Genomic DNA, 18,130 nt, shown 5'->3' with positions numbered 1-18,130 from the left:
CTTTTGGTACATCCTCATTATTGAACCGTATCGTCTGCCCCACTGAAAAATTCATGGTAAAGTTCAATAACAGTACGATCTGCATCAGATGCATGAATCCCTAAGATTAAACTTACTTCTGAAGAACCTTGGTTAATCATTTCAATATTTACATTTGCTCTTGTTAGAGCAGCTGTCGCTCGTGAAGATATACCAATCGTATTGTGCATTCCTTCTCCTACAATCATAACCATCGCAAAATCTCTCTCAACATAAACATCGTCTACGCAAAGTTCTTCTTGAATTTTTGCTACAACACGTTCCTCGATACCTTGAGTCAATTGATCCTGACGTAGGATGATAGACGTATCATCAATTCCAGACGGCATATGCTCATAAGATAGCCCTTCATCTTCTAAAATTTGCAATAGCTTTCGTCCGAACCCTACTTCTCGGTTCATTAAGTACTTACGAACATAGATCGTAGCAAATCCTTCATCTGCTGCAATTCCAATGACTGGATTTAAGAAATATTCTCTTTCTGCAATAATCATTGTTCCAGATGAAGAAGGATTGTTTGTATTTTTCACACAAACAGGGATCCCATTTCGAAATGCTGGGAATAGAGCTTCATCATGAAACACAGAAAATCCAGCATATGATAATTCGCGCATTTCTCTATATGTCATTCGTTTAATTTTTACAGGGTTCTCAATGATATTTGGATTTGCAGCAAATACAGAATCAACATCGGTGAAATTTTCATAAAGATCTGCTTTAATTCCTGCTGCTAAAATCGACCCTGTAATATCTGATCCTCCACGTGAAAATGTAACGAGCGTTCCTTCCTTTGAATAGCCAAAGAAACCAGGGAAGACAATAATTTCATTGCGATCACGTAATGCTTTTAGGTGGTCATATGCCTCTGGTAACACTTGTGCGTTGCCTGGCTCATCACTCACAAATAATCCTGCTTCTTGTGGATTTAAATATGTAGCATTTAATCCTATACTTTGAAAATAGGAAGCAATTAGTTTTGCATTGTTATCTTCACCACTTGCCTTAATTAAATCCATGCATGCACCCGGACGATTTTGATCAAACTGAAGTCGTTCTCGTAAATCTGCTTCAATTGTTGCAATAATTTCTTTCCCAAGTCCTAAGCCATCAGCGATATCTTCATAACGATGCAGGACATCTTGCAACACCTTCTCTGTGTCTTGATTATTTAAATACGTTTCACCAAGTTTAATAAGAAGGTCGGTTACTTTTGTGTCATTACTATTACGCTTTCCTGGTGCGGATACAACGATTATTTTTCTTTCTTTATCTTCTGCTACAATGGAAGCTACCTTTTTGATTTGCTCCGCACTTGCGACTGATGTTCCCCCAAATTTCGCTACTTTCATCTTTTGTCTCCAGCTCCCTTATTCTTCATTTCTCTCTTTATTACAAGTTTTTTGAACATTCTCAATATAGCACAATCAATCAATATCTGCAAAACCATTCTCTAACGTTTTGAGCTGCCATATTCTGCTTAGTCTGCTTCAGCAATACTCACCACTTTCATCCACACAATCCTCCCTATTTCTTGGCAATGGCTCTTAATTCTAAAATAGGTAGGTATTCTTCTTAAAGCAATGAGCGGAGTATTGCCCTCCACTGAGTTCCTTTCATACTTCTTTGTTTTCACTTGAAATATTCAAATAAGGAAAAGCAGAAGAAAATTGATCCATTCTTCTGCTCTTCCTATTATCCTGTTTTCCTTTTATAATGGCTTATCACTAATGGCTACATAATACATATACACATGTTCATATTCTTGATTTGGTGTAACAGCAACCTCCGAGTCAAAAGACCTCATCGTATTCGATTCAACATTTTCAATATAGTAAGCAACGTAATTCTTCTCGTCATAAGTAATCTCATCTATTTGGTCCACTAAATACCCCCATGATGAGCTGCCACGTGCTGTCCCCTCTCGTTCAAAAGAATAACTAGTAGATCCTGAACTACCACTGTTATAAATGACGTTTAAATTGCCATAGACGGAAATGTTTTCATCGCCCTCCTGCGTATTCATTGTAAAGAGAAACCTTGCTCTCTTTTCTTCTAGTTCCATTTCCGGATCGTTCGCCCCCATTATCATACCGCCATTTTTTTCAACTAACTCCCCGTAATGATAGTAGTCAACCCCAACCTCTATTGAACGAAATTCTTTTTTGCTATCTTTGAAATCTAGATAAAAAATACGATCTGCTAATAATGAAAAAATCACTTGTTCATTTTCTGATAATGTCACTTCATTTAGAGGTTTTTGTTTTGTTAAACCAGTTGTCGTTAACGATTCACAAGCAGTTAAGAAAAGGGTACATAATAAGACAGCACTCCATTTTCTCATATTCACTCCCACCCCTCCTTACTAATTAACGAAAAATGCCAATCAGAAACGGTTTCTGAATTTGTAATCTTTGATCCGTACAGCTTGATTCACTAACGTATTCAAGATCTAGGGCATGATCAAATGTCGTTTCCTCTAAGTTATTTGTTAAATCTGCTTGATCAAAACATTCAGGAGCACTATACACCTTTTTGGTATGATCCATAATCACTCTCGTATCCCCAGGGGGATTTACATTAATTGGGATTACCAACCCTACAATTATTAGTACAACTGCTAATGATATCCATAACAAAGTTCCTTTTTTCATTCTCTACCTTCTTTCAACGTTACTCCAACTTTATTTTTTAACTTCCTCTTTTTTAATACAGACTATTTCTTGTTTCTTTTTCCCTTTGTAGTGTAATATGGAGGAAGCATAACCGCAACTATTTCAAATTATAGATCGTTTATACTTTTTAGTTATAAAAAGTTATGCGAGGTCCCTATCAGAATTAACTTTCAGGAGTGATTAATAAAATGAAACGTTCTTTACCGCCAAAGGCTGAGCGTCATCGTCATTTTGGAACGGTTGATCCTATTATTGGAACAAAACCAACAGACAAAGAAAAGATGCCTGACCTTCAAAATAAACCAGATGATTTTTACTTTCCAATCCAACAAGTTGGTATTTCTGATGTGAAATATCCTATTATGATTGAATCAGAATTAGCACCAACAACGCAAACTACCACAGCAACATTTGCTTTGACAACTAGTTTAGATCAAGATTTCAAAGGAATTAATATGAGTCGCTTAACCGAGCAACTTCATTTGTTTTTTCAATCACACTTGTTAACAGATCAAACATTACGTGAATTTACGGCGATTCTTGCTCGTGAAATGAAGCAAAGAGCGGCAAATGTTCGCGTAACATTTCCTTGGTTTTTCACGAAGACAAGCCCAGCTATGCAAAAAGAAGGAATGGCTCATGCCGATATCACTTATGATGTCTCATTTGATGAAGATAACGGGTATACGTCCATCATTACGCTAACAGGAGCTGTAACGACTCTTTGCCCTTGCTCAAAGGAAATCAGTGAGTACAGTGCACATAACCAACGTAGCTTTGTAACAATGACCGTTACCGTTGATGAAGGATATGAGGCTGATTGGAAAGCAGTACTACTTGAAGCAGCAGAAAGCAATGCAAGCTCGATTCTCTACCCTGTTTTAAAACGCCCAGATGAAAAATCTGTAACAGAACGTGCATATGAAAATCCACGCTTTGTAGAAGATTTAGTCCGTCTTGTCGCTGCAGACTTATACGAAAATGAAGCCGTACGCTCATTCGAAGTCCAATGCCGCAATGAAGAATCGATTCATCAACATGATGCCGTTGCAAGACTTTCGTTTACGAAATAAAAAATGGAGAGAGGAAGCTTATGTACAAGCTTCCTCTCTCCTCTTACTATGCTCACTTCTTTTCTGTAGTCGAATTTGCTTCTTCCTCTATAATCTTTTCTAATACTTGTTCTCTACTTGGATTTTGTAGTACCAAAGCCGTAGTGCATTGTTGTAAAATCTTCTTTCGTACTAAACCACTTAACTCACTTTCAAGCACTCGTTTTCTGGCTTTTTCTAAAAAAAGCAAATCCGCTTCAATTGAATCTGATAAATTAGATTCAATTTGCTTCATGATTTTTTTTGCGTATGTCGGGCTTGCCCCCCCTGTTGAAAGAGCAATTGTTAAGGCCCCCTTCTTAATGGTCATTGGAAAGTGAAAATCACTAAGAGCAGGGTTATCAGCGACATATACGAGCTGATACGGCTTTTTGTATTGATAGATTGATTTATGCAGCATCGAATCATTCGTGGTTAAAAAAACAAAATCTGCATCAACTGACCATGTAGAGGTGACATTTTCTTTTTCCCACTTAAATCGCTCTTGCTTCACATACATTTGCAAATCAGGATGAAGGCTTGGTGAATAGACAATTATTTCTTTTACTCCTACTTCTATTAACTTTTTTATATGCCTTGAAGCAACGGATCCTGCACCAACAACCGCAATCCTTTTCCCTTCAAGCTTTAGCATTAACGGGAGTCTGCTCATGCATTAGTTCCCGCTTTTTGAGCATCGCTGTAACGAAATGAACAAGTATCACAATTCACTTGAACATCATTTTCTAATACCTCTTGAACGCGTGTAGCTACAACCGAAATTAGCTGATCGTCAAACCCTAAATAGTCGCAAAGAACAAAGTCTTTTTTTGTCTGTTTAGACCATTCGTCTAATTGTTTTTTCAACCCTTTCATTAAGACACCCGTAAACAACAAATAAGGAACAACATACACTAAATCATTTGGCAAGCGGTTTATTCTAGCTAGCCCTTCTTCAACATTTGGTCTCGTTGCAGCTAAAAAACAAACATCAACTTCGTCTACTGGAGTGTATTCCCAAATGAGTCTTGCAATTTTCATCAAGTCACTCGTTTGATCAGGATCACTGCTTCCTCTTCCAACAAGAAGAATTGAGATTGGCTTACGTTCTTCATACTTTGGCCGCTTATTTGAAAAAGCCATGCCTGCAGCCCGCAGACGATCTTTAACAATGTCAATCACAGTTGGATCAATGCCAATTGGCCGACCATATGAAAAAGTAACGTTAGGATGTTTCTTTTTCATATCATTAATTTCCTCAGGTATGTCCACTTTTGCATGCATAGCGGTCAATAATAGGACAGGAATAACGGCAATGGATGTTGCTCCTTGATTAATACAAGCTTGTACACCTTCTTCAATCGTTGGTTCTGTTAGCTCTAAAAAACAGCATTCCTGAATTGTGACTTGAGGGTGTTCTCCTTTTGCTTTTTCAATAAACAAGCGTAACTCCTCGTTACCAGCACGCACACGACTACCGTGACCAATGTACAAAATTGCTTGCATACATTCACCTTCTTTTAATTATGTTTTAATGCTTCAATTAAAGCTTCTTTGGTTGGCTCTTTTAACGTGAGCTTAACCTCGTATCCAAGATCAATTGCTGTCTGGTAGGATATTGGACCAAAACAAATAACCTTAGCCCGCTTTGATAAACTATCTGGCGTTTCATGACAGGCAGCAATTTGCTCTGTTACAGCCCTGACTGATTCTGCACTTGGAAAAACAATCGTATCGACTCTGTCCTCATCAAGAATACGTTGGCAGGTGGAGTTAGATTGTTCGATGAATTCATCAAAATGAGATACACAGAAATCATGGTTGCCATATGTATCAAGTCGTTCCTGCGCTCTATGCTGCCAAGCACCTGAGCCAATAACGAGCCTTTTCTCGGAATGAACGAGTTGATCAACAGATAATCCTAAGCAGGCAAAAGACTCAATAGCTCGTATGGATTTCTTTGAAGCACCATATAACTGAGCTTGTAATGTTCTTATATCTATCCGTTGTTGCTGAAGATGCCTGAAGAACCAATAGACGCTTTTCGGTGATCGAAATATGATTTGTTCATAGTCATTGAAATGAACCTGCGCTTGCTCTATTTTCCTTGTAGAAAAACGTGGGTATTCAAACACGTCCGCTCCTAGGCTTGTCAGTTCATTTGCCAAATCACTCGTACCTTCTGTCGTACGTCCGAATAAAATATGTTTGCCAAAAAGCGGCTGACGTTCAAACCAACTTTCTTTTGTACGTAATTTCGCAACTTCACCTACTAATGTTATAGCTGGATTTGAAAATTTCTCTTGCAATACAATATTTGCAATTGTTTCAAGTGTTCCGTTTAGTGTTTTTTGTTTTCCCGTAGTCCCCCATTGCACGAGAAGAACTGGAGTGTTAGGATCACGTCCATGTTCAATCAATTGTTCACAAATATATGGTAAATTTTTCACACCCATATAAAAGGCAATAGTATCAACACCTGTTGCCAGTCCACTCCAATCTATTAATGGTTGTCCCGTTTCAGACTTATCATGTCCTGTAACAATAGCAAAAGATGCACCATGGTCTCGATGAGTAACAGGTACTCCGGCATACGTAGTCGCTCCAATTCCAGCCGTAATCCCTGGTATAATTTCATAAGGTATTCCTTCTTTATCGAGGGCACAAGCCTCTTCCCCGACACGGCCAAAGACGCTTGGATCTCCACCTTTTAACCGAACAACAACTTTACCTGCAAGTCCATATGTAACAAGCAAGTCATTAATTGCTTCTTGTCTAAGCAAGTGACGATCAGGAAGTTTCCCACAATAGACAAGCTCAGCTCCTGGCTTTGTTGCTTCAAGTAGCAATGGATTGACAAGACGATCGTACAAAACAACATCTGCTTTTTCAAGACATTGCTGTCCTTTTACTGTCATTAAACGAATATCTCCTGGTCCTGCTCCAACTAAAAATACATACCCTTTATTCATCTAGTCCACTCCTTTAATGTTCGCTTGATTTTTCTCTATTACTTCAACACAAACCATTTATTTCCGACTTTTTTTATATGATTTATAAATTATAATATAAGAAAAGAAGTATCTCAATTAGAATGTTCAAAATTCATTAGATCTTGCTTCCTCTATTTGCTTTTTACATTTTTTGTTAAATATTCAATAATCATTGTCAGATTATCTGACAATACTTACTCCTTATCAGATGAATCTATGCTATTATGAATGAAAGATCTGAACATTCTAACTTAATAAGGGGTGGAATGGGTGTCAACATATAAAGATAAAAAAGTGATAACCATTGGGGTTGTTAGTGAACTCACCGGACTTTCTGAACGGAAAATTCGCTATTATGAGGAAAGAAAATTAATCTATCCAGAACGTTCAAAGGGTGGAACAAGGAAATATTCCTTTCTAGATGTTGAACGATTACTAGATATTGCCAACAAAATGGAAGACGGGATGCAGACTTTTGAAATAAGAAAAATGGAACAGAAACAAATGCAAAAGAAGGAAGTACGTGATCGAATGCTTCGCGGGCAACTTAATGCAGCATTTAACATTCGCAAATAACACATGTGTAACGACTATCTCGTTGCGCATGTGTTTTTTGTTTTGCCCTGAAATTTTATATTTGTACAAATTCTTTTTTTCTCATAGAACTCGTGAATTTGACAAACAATATAGGAACAGTATGTCAATGAAAAGGTGGTTACTTATGCGAATATGTCTCGTAATAATACTTACACTCTCTATTGTCTTATCACCAACAAATTCTTTTGCTTCAACTACATTAACGGATGAAACTCCTCAAGTTGCTGTTATCATTGATGACTTCGGTGGCAATGTTAAAGGTGTAAGCTCCTTTCTATCTGGAGACATTCCAATCACCGTTGCCATCATGCCGTTTATGGAACAGTCTACTGAACAAGCTCAGCGAGCGCATCAGGCCGGGCTTGAAGTTATGATTCATTTACCAATGGAACCGAAAAAAGGAAAGTCCTCTTGGCTTGGACCTAATTCCATTACTAGTGATTTATCCGATGAAGAAGTAAAAAAACGTGTCATAGCCGCGATCGAAAATGTTCCACATGCAAAAGGAATCAATAACCACATGGGGTCAAAAATTGTTGAAGATGAACGTATAATGAGACTGATCCTTCAAGTCGTCGCTACCCACGACCTCTATGTAGTTGATAGCGGAACGAGTTCTGCGTCTGTTATCCCAAAGCTTGCAAAAGAATTAAATATACCATTTGCGTCGCGGAATATCTTTCTTGATGATACTCATTCTTCTAGCCAACATGTAGAGAAACAAATGTCCACATTATTGAAATTGGCACAAAGAAATAAAAAAGCAATTGGAATCGGACATGTTGGGATAAAAGGACATGAGACATATAATGGAATTTTATCTTCACTTCCACAGTTTAAAGATAAACATATTGACATTGTGCCAATCTCACACATGCTTGATTCTGAAATTGATTCAGACCACTCCCGATTCTGGCACCCTCTAATCAAGGAGGATAACTAAAATATGAAGACAGCTTTTCCAGATTTACAGGAATCCTTTACAGCAAAAGATCAGTCACACATTGTTCTTCGTCCTGTTCAAAAATTTGACGCTAAGGATATTATTGATTCAGCAAGCTCGATTATCGAACAGGGGTCATATATTCAAAAAGAACGAGTTCGCTCGCTCGAAGAAGAGCATGCTTTTATTAATGAGATGAAAGCAAAAGACAATATGTATATTGTCGTGGAAGTTAATGGTCTCGCTCGTGGCATTGCAAGAGTGATCCGTGGGGACCTCGAAATGAAGCGCCATACCGGCCTATTTAGAACATGGTTACATGAAGAGGCACAAGGTAAAGGAATAGGAAAAAAAGTTATGGAATATACGCTTAAATGGTGTCAAACTCATAAACTTCACAAATTATGCCTAACCGTTTTTGCTTCCAATGCTATAGCAAAGGGCTTATATGAAAAAGCCGGATTCATAGTAGAAGGAGTCCAAAAAGAGCAAGTTTATATTAATGAGACATATGATGACGAAATTTTCATGGCCTATTTTTTCAAAGAGAAAGGATGAAACTACTTCATGTTATTTAGAATGGCAAAAGCTGTATTCATCGTCGCCTTAATTGGACTTGGTCTGGCCATCATTGGAAGAGCTCTTATTGACGACAATGATTACTCATTTCAGGCAAAAGATATTCCTCAAGATTTAGAAGTATCTGCAATGGACAAATTAATGGCAGAAGATTTATCTCTTACTACTTCGATGTTCTTAAAACAATTATCAGCACAATTACAAAGATGGGCAAATAGTGATTTAAGTACACCACAATTACGAGATAAGTTTAAAGAAGAAGTATCTGAACATCCACACTTTCATGGTTTTGCCATAAAAGAAGATAATGAAGTCATTGAAAAGGTTGGCCAAGTCGAGAGGTTCGACGAATCAAAATTAACGCATTATCACATGAAGAGTAAGTTTTCAGATCCATACACTATTGATGGGAAACAATTAATGCTAATGGGGGAAGAACTTGAGGGTGGCCGAACTGTACTAGGCGAAGTTGATTTAACCTTTGTTAAATCCTTCATTAAAGATATGGCGTCGGTTGCAGATGCAAATGGTACGTTTTTTGTATCAGGGGCAGATCCTGATATTGAATGGGAAACTACTGAAGATATACCCGAAAATTTAAAAGCAGAAACAGTTCCTGAACTCGGTTGGCAAATTGTTGTTCATTCAGATGAACATAAACCTGAACGTCTTCAAAAAACGTTCTATAAGCAGCAAGCAGTTATTAAATTCAAACACCCTGAAGTAGCAAATACGTGGCTTGAAGATAATCAAGATTTAGAAGTATTAGAAAATAATAATCCACTATTTGTTGTGAAATCAAAGACAGAATCAACTGAACAACTTATACGTCGGTTAAAAAAAGAATATGATTTAGCAATCGCGGAACCAAATTATATTATTTCAAAACAAGTGATCCTTTTCTCAACAGATCCAAACGAGACGAGACAACCGTCATCGCGACCAAATCAACAACCTCAACAACAAAAAGTATTAACAACTGTTCCAAATGATGAATTTTTTGAACCTTATCAATGGAATTTGGAGCAAATTGAAATTGATGAAGGCTGGAATTTCTCTGGTGGTCAAGGAGTCAAAATAGCCATTTTGGATACTGGTGTAGATCCAGAACACTTAGACCTTAAAGAAAAACTTGGACCTGGCTATAATGCTTTTGATGATTCATCTGACTTTTCTGATGCTCATGGACATGGTACACACGTAGCTGGTGTTGCTGCCGCTTTAACAAACAATGTGACAGGGATTGCTGGTGTTTCTTGGGACAGCACAATCTTACCCGTAAAAGTTTTAAATGATGACGGAGAAGGTTCGTCCTATGAAGTAGCTAAAGGAATTTATTGGGCCGTTGAACAGGGTGCAGATGTCATAAATATGAGCCTTGGTGATTATTACCCATCAGACGTCTTATACGATGCTATTGTACATGCCCACGAGCAAGATGTCGTGCTCATTGCAGCATCTGGAAACGACAATGTAGCTGACCCGATGTATCCAGCACAGTATGACCAAGTCTTTACCGTTGCAGCTGTCGATGATTCTAGAAATCGCGCTTTCTTCTCTAATTACGGCGAACATGTAGATGTCACAGCACCTGGGGAGCATATACCTAGTTTGTTTCCCAATAACAACTATGTAGTCATGTCTGGAACATCAATGGCTGCTCCACACGTTACTGGTTTAGCCGGTCTAATTCGTTCTCTTCGACCTGATTTAACAAACGAACAGGTATATGAAGTGATGACGTCAACTGCAAAAGATTTAGGAACAGAAGGGCATGATCCCTACTATGGCTTCGGAGAAATTGATATAGCAGCAGCATTAAAGTCAATCGCAAACTAAAAAGGTCAGACCCCAGCTATCTCTCACCTACGTTCATACGTGAAGATATGCAGAAGGTCTGACCCAAAGGTTATTCCACTACAAAGCCAGTTGATTTTCGGACTGGCTTTTTTTCAAGCAACGTAATCGAAGAAATCGTAGGTAGCTTGAGATAGTGCTTTTCGACTTCCATTTCAGCAGTAGTAAATGCAGCTTCTTCATTTGCAGCAACGACCACTACATATAAGGTGCGCTCATCATCTGTTTCTACTTCAAATCGAAACAATTGCATCATGACGCGGTTTCAAGAATCTCGTCTAATGCAGCTTGCACTGCCTCATGCCCGACGCGAAGATAGAAATCAAAGAAGAATTCATTCGGTTCTTTGTTCTCTTCAAAATAGCGTAAAAATGCTGTCAATGCAGGCGCTAACTCATCCGCTTCTACTTTTCCTTTAAGCTTGTTGTTAAATTGAGCCACTTCTTTTTCAAGCGTCCCTCCAACGTAAAATTCAAACGCTTCAACCATCTTCTTATCTTTGTTCTTCATTTTCACACCTTGAAGACCGATATCAGCAATTTGACGTTGGCCACATGCATTTGGACACCCAATCATGTGAATACGAACAGGAACATCTACAGCAATATGCTCGTCCAAATACTCAGCAACGCGTCTCATACGTTCTTTTGTTTCAACAAGTGCTAAGTTACAATACTCAATTCCTGTACAGGAAACGGAATATCCGATGAAGTTCTTTGGCTCAAGTTTAATACGATCAAATAACGGTTCTGTAAGAAGTGCTTCTACTTTTTCATTAGGAACATTTGGTATCACAAGATTTTGCGAGTTACATGTACGGATTTCACCGTTTCCATAATCTCTGGCAATACGAGCAAGATTGAACCACTCGTCTGAGTTCATACGTCCTACAGGAACGTTAAAACCAACATAGCTTAGTCCTTCTTGTTTTTGTAAATGGGCTCCGTAGAAATAACCTCCATTCCACTTTTCTAATTTACAATCCCCTTTTGTTGGAAGTTCTCCTGTATACTCTAGCAATTTCTCTTTAAATTTCTCAATGCCCCAATCAGCGACCAAAAACTTCAAGCGTGCACGATGACGCTTCTCACGATAACCGTAATCACGGTAGATTGATGTTATCGCAATGGCCACATCTTTTACTTTTTCAGGATGAACAAATACATCAAGCTCTTCAGCCAAGTATGGTTTTGCAGAAAGTCCGCCCCCCACCTTCACATGAAAGCCAATCACCTCTTCACCATCAATCTCCTTCACTGCAGGAGTAAAGGACAAACAGTTAATACGATCATGACCTGCGTTATGTACATTTCCTGAAATTGACATTTTAAACTTACGTGGTAGATTGGAGAAATCTGAATTACGTTGGAAGAAGCGATACACATCCTCTACAATCTCTCTTGTGTCATATAATTCAAATGGATCGACACCTGCTAGTGGATTGCCCATAATCGTTCTTGGAATATCCCCACATGCTCCAACAGAAGACAAACCAACCGATTCCAAACGCTTGAATATATCAGGTAAATTCTCAATTGTTAACCAATGATACTGAATTGCTTGACGCGTTGTAATATCAATGACATCACGACCATAATCGCGACCAATACCTGCTAATACTTCTGCTTGTTCATTTGTAATTAACCCAGATGGAATATTGACACGCATCATGAAATAGCCGTCTTCCTTTGGCTTTTGTAAATAAAGACCTGCCCACTTAAATAGACTCCAATCTTCTTTCGGAATGGACTCAAAGCCTTCTTTTGCATACTTATCAATATCATTCAAAATATCTAAACCGTCTTTTTCTAATTTACGAAGCTCATCTTTATTAAGTTTATCTGGCTCCTCAGCCCATATTTTCTCATACCCCATTGCCTCACTGCCCCCTTATACTAAGAAACCTTATTATAGTATGTTCTTCTCTTTAAGATACGCTATGATCGTTTCAACTGAAGCCTCTACTGTTTGTTTATCTGAATCAATAATGATCTCAGGAGCATCTGGTTCCTCATATGGAGAACTGATCCCTGTGAATTCAGGGATTTCACCTGCTCGAGCTTTTTTGTATAACCCTTTTGGATCACGTTCTTCACAAGCTTCTAATGAGCAGCGTACGTACACTTCAATGAATTCCCCATCTTCAACAAGATCACGTACACGATTGCGGTCTTCTTTAAAAGGTGAAATAAATGCAGTACAGACTAATGTACCTGAATCAACAAAAAGCTTTGCTACTTCACCAATTCTTCGAATATTCTCTTTTCGATCGTTATCGCTAAATCCAAGCCCTTTATTTAAACCATGACGAACATTATCGCCATCTAATACATAGCTGTTCTTTCCTTGCTTAAACAATTGTTGTTCTAATGCATTAGCAAGTGTTGATTTCCCTGCACCAGATAGTCCTGTAAACCAAAGGATCGCACTACGATGACCATTTCTTTCTTGACGCTCTTCTTTTTTTATCGTTGTCTCATGCCAAACAATATTTTGCTGTGCCAAGTAAACTCCCCCTTTTAAAAATTCTGATAATTTCACTATGATATTAAAATACGGTTCTTCTCGTATTTTGTCAACATCACAGGTTAGATACCTGCGCCTTCATCGTATGTTGTTCTTCTTTCCCGTCTCGCTGCTTGATACATACTGTAAACACCCGCTGTAGCAATAAGCACACTTATTAAAACAAAGAGAGAATAATAATCACCTTGTTTAAATAAAAGGATAAGTCCATAAGATAACACTAGAGAAAAAAGTGGTGAAACTACCCAAACTTTCATAATTTGTTTTAATATGCTTTTTTGCCATAAACGCATGCCACCATCTACTGTTCCTATACCAATAATTGCAGATGTCGTTACTTGAGTTAAGGGAACTGGAAGACCAAACATTGACGCTGTTATAACTAGCGAACCACCTGTTAATGAAACGGTACTTCCTTGCAACAAACTTAATTTTGTAATTCGTTTTCCATTCGTCTCAAGCACACGTCCACCGAGAAACAAAGCACCCATTGCAACAAAAAATCCGCCTAGTAGTATAGCTGGTGTGATGTCTAATATACCTGCCCCAACAAGTGGTCCTACCGCATTTGCCACATTGTTCATTCCCGCTGCATATGCTTCCATACACCCACTAATAATAAGTAAGATCACAAGGGGTTTACGCCATTTTCCTTTCCCTGTTAAGTCTGGATATTTTTTTTCTACTTTTCGTACAATAAGTCCAAAAACATACGCTAATAGAAAGGCGACAATTGGGATGATTACCCAAAATGAAACAATTACAATTAACTTATCAAAAAAAAGGGATTGATAAGCAATCCCAGCTCCTACTATAGCTCCAACAACAACTTCACTTGTCGACAAAGGAATACCAAGTAAGTTTGCTATAAACAAAGAAAGGCAAGCAGCTCCAATAATAATAATAACTAGTTCAACATCGACAATCGAAGACGGAATAATACCACTACCGATTGTCCGAACTACCTCGCCACCTGCTAACGCACCAAGAAAAGCAAATACTCCAACGAGAAGCATTGCATTTCGCTTTTTCGGAATAGCCCCACTTCCATAAGCAGGCCCCATTGCCGCAGCTGTACCACTTGCTCCTATATTCATTGCAAAGAAACATGCAATTATGATTGCGACAATGGTAATCATACTCATTCTTCCTTTCTATTATGCATGAACGGTTTGCATCCCACGAATTAATACTTCCACTACTTCACGTCGACTGAATTCTGGTGGTGGTACTACTCCTTCTGATAACATTTGACGCACTTTCGTTCCAGAAAGAATAACACGATCTTCCTTCCCATGTGGGCATGTTTTCGTTGAAGCCATATTTCCGCATGCCTTGCAATAGAAGCTGTGCTCAAAGAATAATGGATTAATCGCTAACTCGTCTTGCTCAAATTCATTAAAAATCAGTTGTGCATCATATGTTCCATAATAATCACCCACACCAGCGTGATCACGACCTACGATAAAATGTGTACACCCGTAATTTTGACGAACAATTGCGTGGAATACAGCCTCACGTGGTCCTGCATAACGCATTGCTGCTGGGAACACGGCTAAAAACACACGATCTTTTGGGTAATATTTCTCAAGCAACACTTCATAGCTTTCCATGCGGACATCGGCTGGAATATCATCCGATTTTGTTTCACCAACAAGTGGATTTAAAAATAATCCATCTACAATTTCTAGTGCTGACTTTTGAATGTATTCATGAGCACGATGAACAGGATTACGAGTTTGGAAGCCAACAATTCGTTTCCAACCTAACTCTTCAAATTTTGCTCTTGTTTCTTCAGGATCCAAATAGTACGTTTCAAAACGCTCATGTTTTACTCGTTTTGTTAGAGTAATTTCTCCTCCTACATAGACATTTGGACGATCAAACATTTTCTTGACACCAGGATGTGCATCATCGGATGCGCGATAAACCTGTTTTGCCTCAACCACTTTATTCGGAGTGAAAATATCGGATAGCTCAATCACACCATACACGTCTCCATTAAACGTTAATTTTGCACGTTCACCGATTGAAAGCGAGGCGGCCTTTTCTTCTGTAACAGGAAGAGTGATTGGTATGCTCCATACAGTTCCATTTGCTAAACGCATTTTTTCTACAACAGATTCGTAATCTTCTTTTCCTAGGAAACCTGTTAATGGACTAAACGCCCCAATTCCAATTAGCTCCAAATCAGATAATGAAAAAGAATCAAGTTCTATCTCCTTCGTAACTGCTGATGTGTCATAAGTTGGTTCAAAACGTTGAATAAGTGTTCCTCCATGTGCTTGTATCATTATGATCTCCCTTTCATCTCGCCGATGCGATTAGTTGGTTTTAAAGTAATTAAATGCCACTTCCATGTTGAAATACATGTAACCCACATTCTGTTTTTTCTTTATTAGCCCAACGCCCACTACGTGGGTCCTCTCCTTTTGCAACTGGCTTTGTACAGTATTCACAGCCGATGCTTGGGTAATTCTTATCATGCAATTCGTTATAATCAAGTTGATGCAAATTAATATACATCCATACTTCTTCCTCTGTCCAATGAATTAGCGGACAAATTTTAATCGATTGAAAACGATGGTCTTGATTAACAAATTGCGTATTCGCTCGTGTTGGTGATTGTTCTCGACGTAAACCGGAAATCCAAGCATTATAGCGACTTAACTCACGTTCAAGCGGAACCATTTTACGAATGTTACAACACATATCTGGTTCTCGTTCCCATAGTCGTTCCCCATGTAGTTCAGCTTGTTCTTGTGGCGTTTTTTCTGGTTTCGCTAAATGAATATTTAACGTCGGATAGCGTTTTTTCACTTTATCAATCAACTCATATGTTTCTTTAAAGTGAAAATCAGTGTCGAGAAAGACAATCGTGGCATCTTTCTTCACTTTGCTAATTAAATCAATTAGAACCATACCCTCTGCACCAAAACTACAGGAATACACCAAATTATCACCAAATTCATTATACGCCCATTTCAATACATCAAGAGCATCATTGCGTTCTAATTTGTTGTTAAACTGTTCATACTCTTCCTTCTTTAACGTTCTGTAATGAAGATTCATACTATCACCCCTTTACACATAGTAGAAAAAAACGATGGAGATTCCAAATTTGAATCTAGCATCGCCTCTAGTTTTTCTAGTCGGCTCACATTTTATTTCGTTCGTACTTTTTCATTCTTTTCTAATTGGATTATTTTCCCATCTTGAATAATTAGAGTTACTGATCCATATTGTAAATCCTTTAATAGATCCTGCAGTTGCTTGCTAACTCTTTGAAGTTCCTGTTCACTCGACATGATCAACCTCCCTCAAATCTCTTAAGGTACAACGAGGAAGTTTAATTCCTTGTAATTTGATATGAATTATTAGTTTAATAGTATTCTATCCATGATTCTCTAAAATGTCAATATAATTTCAGAGTAAAATGATAAATTAGGCACTTAGCCCGTTCTACTCCTAACGTATACAAAAATAGTCACAAAAGATGGTAGCTCACCTTTTGTGACTTTCTTTTGTATTCGTTCTAAGGCTGTGTTACATTTCCGGTAACATCCTCAACGTTTATTGATCCACCACGACTTTCAAGAATCGTGACATCCCCTCGAACAGTGTGAATGTTTATATTTCCTCCGCCACTTCTAATCGTAATATCACCTTGGTGGTTACGAAAATCAATATTACCTGAACCTGCAACCAACCTTAGCTGTCCCGAAGAGTCAAGTACACTAGTTGTACCAGAATTGTTATTGATTATCAGATCGCCAGATACGTTCTCTAACGTCACGTCCCCAGCTCCATCAGTAATTTCAATATTTCCTTCGATATCAACCAATGTTAAGTGATTAGCTCCATGCTGCAAACGAATATCAGACTTCATTCCGGATATTTTTAACTGACCTTCATTTTGTCGGTACGTTAAATCGAGATCATTTGGCACTTCAATCATAAGATGAACAAAACCTTGCTCAACCTCCGCACCGCGTTTCACAGATGTATTTAATTGACCGACGTTTCCATCAGCTGTTAACTCAAGCGATGTATTTTGTTCGCTAAATTTTTGCGCATGTTCAACATCTTGATCACTAAGTGCAGCAAAAGTAGCTGTCACAGTTATTTCGTTACTATTATCAATACCAGTAATCGTGACATCTCCTTCATCTTGATTAATAGTGAAAGAACTTAAACCATTCGAGTCTAATGTATACGTTTCTTCATATTCATATGTGACAATGTTACAACCTGTCAAAGCCACAATAGCTATTAAATAAATAAGACCACTCATAAAATTGTTCATCTATTTCTCTCCTGTCTCTTTATCCACTCTTACCCTTGATAAGTGTACTTGAACTTGAGTGGGAAGCCAACAGAATATACTAATAAATAACTCAACTTTCGCACCAATAAAAGTTCAATAAGCTCAACCAACAGTAGTTGCTGACGTCATTGAAATCCTTTCATTGACACGAAAAATTTGCATAAAAAAACACCCATCCGTTTGGTATAGTTGATTTGTCGAGAATCAAACATTCCATACAGAAGAGGTGTCCTCTATATGATAACGAATAATGACCAAACTAAGCAACTACCAAATGAATTAAAATCTACATTTAAAGAACTAAAAGTTTTGAAACATCTTAGGAAAGCTGGAATTACCAAATCTTTTGGCTTTACCTGTGCTTATTTATTTCAACTCATTTTTTGTTTGATCTTTGAAAACAAAAACTGGTTTCGTACACTTGAAAGCAAGAAATCTACGGATATTCCAGCTAAAGACGCGGTCTACCGTTTCTTAAACCGTTCTACTTATTCATGGAGAAGATT

Annotated in this window: 19 protein-coding genes and 1 pseudogene; 6 read left to right on the top strand and 14 right to left on the bottom strand. The window is 38.0% G+C overall.

Translation table 11 applies throughout. The features are described 5' to 3' along the window. Positions 1-17 precede the first annotated feature (17 nt). From SLH51_RS05500 to SLH51_RS05490, 3 genes are all read right to left on the bottom strand, one after another. The gene (locus SLH51_RS05500; protein WP_335959748.1) at positions 18-1,388 is read right to left on the bottom strand and encodes an aspartate kinase; all 1,371 of its coding nucleotides are present in this window, start codon (positions 1,386-1,388) and stop codon (positions 18-20) included. A gap of 359 nt (positions 1,389-1,747) precedes the next feature. Next, a complete protein-coding gene (locus tag SLH51_RS05495; protein ID WP_335959746.1) occupies positions 1,748-2,386 on the bottom strand; it encodes a putative periplasmic lipoprotein in 639 nt (212 codons plus the stop codon). Between the two features lie 19 nt (positions 2,387-2,405). Next, the gene (locus tag SLH51_RS05490) at positions 2,406-2,690 is read right to left on the bottom strand and encodes a hypothetical protein (RefSeq protein WP_335959745.1); all 285 of its coding nucleotides are present in this window, start codon (positions 2,688-2,690) and stop codon (positions 2,406-2,408) included. A gap of 209 nt (positions 2,691-2,899) precedes the next feature. On the opposite strand from SLH51_RS05490, the gene folE2 reads away from it, so the two are divergent. Then, positions 2,900-3,784: a GTP cyclohydrolase FolE2 gene (folE2, locus tag SLH51_RS05485; RefSeq protein WP_335959743.1), complete on the top strand. Its 885-nt coding sequence runs from the start codon at positions 2,900-2,902 to the stop codon at positions 3,782-3,784. Between the two features lie 52 nt (positions 3,785-3,836). Here the strand turns inward: folE2 and SLH51_RS05480 are convergent, their stop codons facing one another. The 3 genes from SLH51_RS05480 to cobA are packed head-to-tail and all read right to left on the bottom strand — an operon-like array spanning position 3,837 to position 6,774. Further along, complete coding sequence (locus tag SLH51_RS05480; RefSeq protein ID WP_335959741.1) at positions 3,837-4,475, bottom strand: precorrin-2 dehydrogenase/sirohydrochlorin ferrochelatase family protein; 639 nt, start codon at positions 4,473-4,475, stop codon at positions 3,837-3,839. Beyond that, positions 4,472-5,308: a sirohydrochlorin chelatase gene (locus SLH51_RS05475; protein ID WP_335959740.1), complete on the bottom strand. Its 837-nt coding sequence runs from the start codon at positions 5,306-5,308 to the stop codon at positions 4,472-4,474. Before SLH51_RS05475 ends, SLH51_RS05480 begins: the two co-directional genes overlap by 4 nt. 14 nt (positions 5,309-5,322) lie before the next feature. Continuing rightward, entirely contained in the window at positions 5,323-6,774 is a 1,452-nt protein-coding gene (gene cobA / locus SLH51_RS05470; RefSeq protein WP_335959739.1) for a uroporphyrinogen-III C-methyltransferase, read from the bottom strand. Between the two features lie 291 nt (positions 6,775-7,065). Between cobA and SLH51_RS05465 the strand changes: the two genes are divergently transcribed. From SLH51_RS05465 to SLH51_RS05450, 4 genes are all read left to right on the top strand, one after another. Further along, positions 7,066-7,371, top strand: coding sequence for a MerR family transcriptional regulator (locus tag SLH51_RS05465; RefSeq protein ID WP_335959737.1), 306 nt, complete (start codon positions 7,066-7,068; stop codon positions 7,369-7,371). A 145-nt stretch (positions 7,372-7,516) separates the two neighbouring features. Then, positions 7,517-8,335 (top strand): divergent polysaccharide deacetylase family protein, encoded by an 819-nt coding sequence (locus tag SLH51_RS05460; protein WP_335959735.1) that lies wholly within the window; start codon positions 7,517-7,519, stop codon positions 8,333-8,335. Positions 8,336-8,338: 3 nt separating this feature from the next. Further along, positions 8,339-8,893 carry a GNAT family N-acetyltransferase gene (locus SLH51_RS05455; protein ID WP_335959734.1) on the top strand — a complete coding sequence of 185 codons (555 nt, stop codon included), beginning with the start codon at positions 8,339-8,341 and terminating at the stop codon, positions 8,891-8,893. A 9-nt stretch (positions 8,894-8,902) separates the two neighbouring features. Continuing rightward, positions 8,903-10,753 carry a S8 family peptidase gene (locus SLH51_RS05450; RefSeq protein ID WP_335959732.1) on the top strand — a complete coding sequence of 617 codons (1,851 nt, stop codon included), beginning with the start codon at positions 8,903-8,905 and terminating at the stop codon, positions 10,751-10,753. Between the two features lie 70 nt (positions 10,754-10,823). On the opposite strand, the gene SLH51_RS05445 is transcribed toward SLH51_RS05450, so the two are convergent. The 8 genes from SLH51_RS05445 to SLH51_RS05410 all read right to left on the bottom strand — a co-directional run bounded on the left by SLH51_RS05445 (position 10,824) and on the right by SLH51_RS05410 (position 17,603). Next, the gene (locus SLH51_RS05445) at positions 10,824-11,027 is read right to left on the bottom strand and encodes a DUF3906 family protein (RefSeq protein ID WP_335959731.1); all 204 of its coding nucleotides are present in this window, start codon (positions 11,025-11,027) and stop codon (positions 10,824-10,826) included. After that, positions 11,024-12,646 (bottom strand): nitrite/sulfite reductase, encoded by a 1,623-nt coding sequence (locus SLH51_RS05440; protein WP_335959730.1) that lies wholly within the window; start codon positions 12,644-12,646, stop codon positions 11,024-11,026. Before SLH51_RS05440 ends, SLH51_RS05445 begins: the two co-directional genes overlap by 4 nt. 33 nt (positions 12,647-12,679) lie before the next feature. Further along, on the bottom strand, positions 12,680-13,276 hold the full coding sequence (gene cysC / locus SLH51_RS05435; RefSeq protein ID WP_335959728.1) for an adenylyl-sulfate kinase: 597 nt from the start codon (positions 13,274-13,276) through the stop codon (positions 12,680-12,682). Positions 13,277-13,359: 83 nt separating this feature from the next. Then, positions 13,360-14,436, bottom strand: a complete 1,077-nt coding sequence (locus tag SLH51_RS05430; RefSeq protein ID WP_335959726.1) for an inorganic phosphate transporter — start codon at positions 14,434-14,436, stop codon at positions 13,360-13,362. A gap of 18 nt (positions 14,437-14,454) precedes the next feature. After that, positions 14,455-15,591, bottom strand: a complete 1,137-nt coding sequence (sat, locus tag SLH51_RS05425) for a sulfate adenylyltransferase (protein WP_390184052.1) — start codon at positions 15,589-15,591, stop codon at positions 14,455-14,457. A 49-nt stretch (positions 15,592-15,640) separates the two neighbouring features. Beyond that, positions 15,641-16,369, bottom strand: a complete 729-nt coding sequence (locus SLH51_RS05420; RefSeq protein WP_335959724.1) for a phosphoadenylyl-sulfate reductase — start codon at positions 16,367-16,369, stop codon at positions 15,641-15,643. Positions 16,370-16,461: 92 nt separating this feature from the next. After that, positions 16,462-16,605: a YezD family protein gene (locus SLH51_RS05415; RefSeq protein ID WP_335959722.1), complete on the bottom strand. Its 144-nt coding sequence runs from the start codon at positions 16,603-16,605 to the stop codon at positions 16,462-16,464. Between the two features lie 227 nt (positions 16,606-16,832). Further along, the gene (locus tag SLH51_RS05410) at positions 16,833-17,603 is read right to left on the bottom strand and encodes a DUF4097 family beta strand repeat-containing protein (protein ID WP_335959721.1); all 771 of its coding nucleotides are present in this window, start codon (positions 17,601-17,603) and stop codon (positions 16,833-16,835) included. A 258-nt stretch (positions 17,604-17,861) separates the two neighbouring features. Between SLH51_RS05410 and SLH51_RS05405 the strand changes: the two are divergent. After that, positions 17,862-18,130, top strand: a pseudogene (locus SLH51_RS05405) (IS4 family transposase); the annotation flags it as partial.

The organism is Halalkalibacter kiskunsagensis, assembly GCF_037027555.1.
Classification (GTDB): domain Bacteria; phylum Bacillota; class Bacilli; order Bacillales; family Bacillaceae_D; genus Halalkalibacter; species Halalkalibacter kiskunsagensis.
This window is presented reverse-complemented; position numbering and strand designations above follow the sequence as displayed.

What these genes read in the sequence shown, in the direction of transcription:
- SLH51_RS05500 (WP_335959748.1), bottom strand. Translation starts at nt 1,388, where the DNA reads ATGAAAGTAGCGAAATTTGGGGGAACATCAGTCGCAAGTGCGGAGCAA.
- SLH51_RS05490 (WP_335959745.1), bottom strand. Translation starts at nt 2,690, where the DNA reads ATGAAAAAAGGAACTTTGTTATGGATATCATTAGCAGTTGTACTAATA.
- folE2 (WP_335959743.1), top strand. Translation starts at nt 2,900, where the DNA reads ATGAAACGTTCTTTACCGCCAAAGGCTGAGCGTCATCGTCATTTTGGA.
- SLH51_RS05480 (WP_335959741.1), bottom strand. Translation starts at nt 4,475, where the DNA reads ATGAGCAGACTCCCGTTAATGCTAAAGCTTGAAGGGAAAAGGATTGCG.
- SLH51_RS05475 (WP_335959740.1), bottom strand. Translation starts at nt 5,308, where the DNA reads ATGCAAGCAATTTTGTACATTGGTCACGGTAGTCGTGTGCGTGCTGGT.
- cobA (WP_335959739.1), bottom strand. Translation starts at nt 6,774, where the DNA reads ATGAATAAAGGGTATGTATTTTTAGTTGGAGCAGGACCAGGAGATATT.
- SLH51_RS05460 (WP_335959735.1), top strand. Translation starts at nt 7,517, where the DNA reads ATGCGAATATGTCTCGTAATAATACTTACACTCTCTATTGTCTTATCA.
- SLH51_RS05455 (WP_335959734.1), top strand. Translation starts at nt 8,339, where the DNA reads ATGAAGACAGCTTTTCCAGATTTACAGGAATCCTTTACAGCAAAAGAT.
- SLH51_RS05450 (WP_335959732.1), top strand. Translation starts at nt 8,903, where the DNA reads ATGTTATTTAGAATGGCAAAAGCTGTATTCATCGTCGCCTTAATTGGA.
- SLH51_RS05445 (WP_335959731.1), bottom strand. Translation starts at nt 11,027, where the DNA reads ATGATGCAATTGTTTCGATTTGAAGTAGAAACAGATGATGAGCGCACC.
- SLH51_RS05440 (WP_335959730.1), bottom strand. Translation starts at nt 12,646, where the DNA reads ATGGGGTATGAGAAAATATGGGCTGAGGAGCCAGATAAACTTAATAAA.
- SLH51_RS05430 (WP_335959726.1), bottom strand. Translation starts at nt 14,436, where the DNA reads ATGATTACCATTGTCGCAATCATAATTGCATGTTTCTTTGCAATGAAT.
- sat (WP_390184052.1), bottom strand. Translation starts at nt 15,591, where the DNA reads ATGATACAAGCACATGGAGGAACACTTATTCAACGTTTTGAACCAACT.
- SLH51_RS05420 (WP_335959724.1), bottom strand. Translation starts at nt 16,369, where the DNA reads ATGAATCTTCATTACAGAACGTTAAAGAAGGAAGAGTATGAACAGTTT.
- SLH51_RS05415 (WP_335959722.1), bottom strand. Translation starts at nt 16,605, where the DNA reads ATGTCGAGTGAACAGGAACTTCAAAGAGTTAGCAAGCAACTGCAGGAT.
- SLH51_RS05410 (WP_335959721.1), bottom strand. Translation starts at nt 17,603, where the DNA reads ATGAACAATTTTATGAGTGGTCTTATTTATTTAATAGCTATTGTGGCT.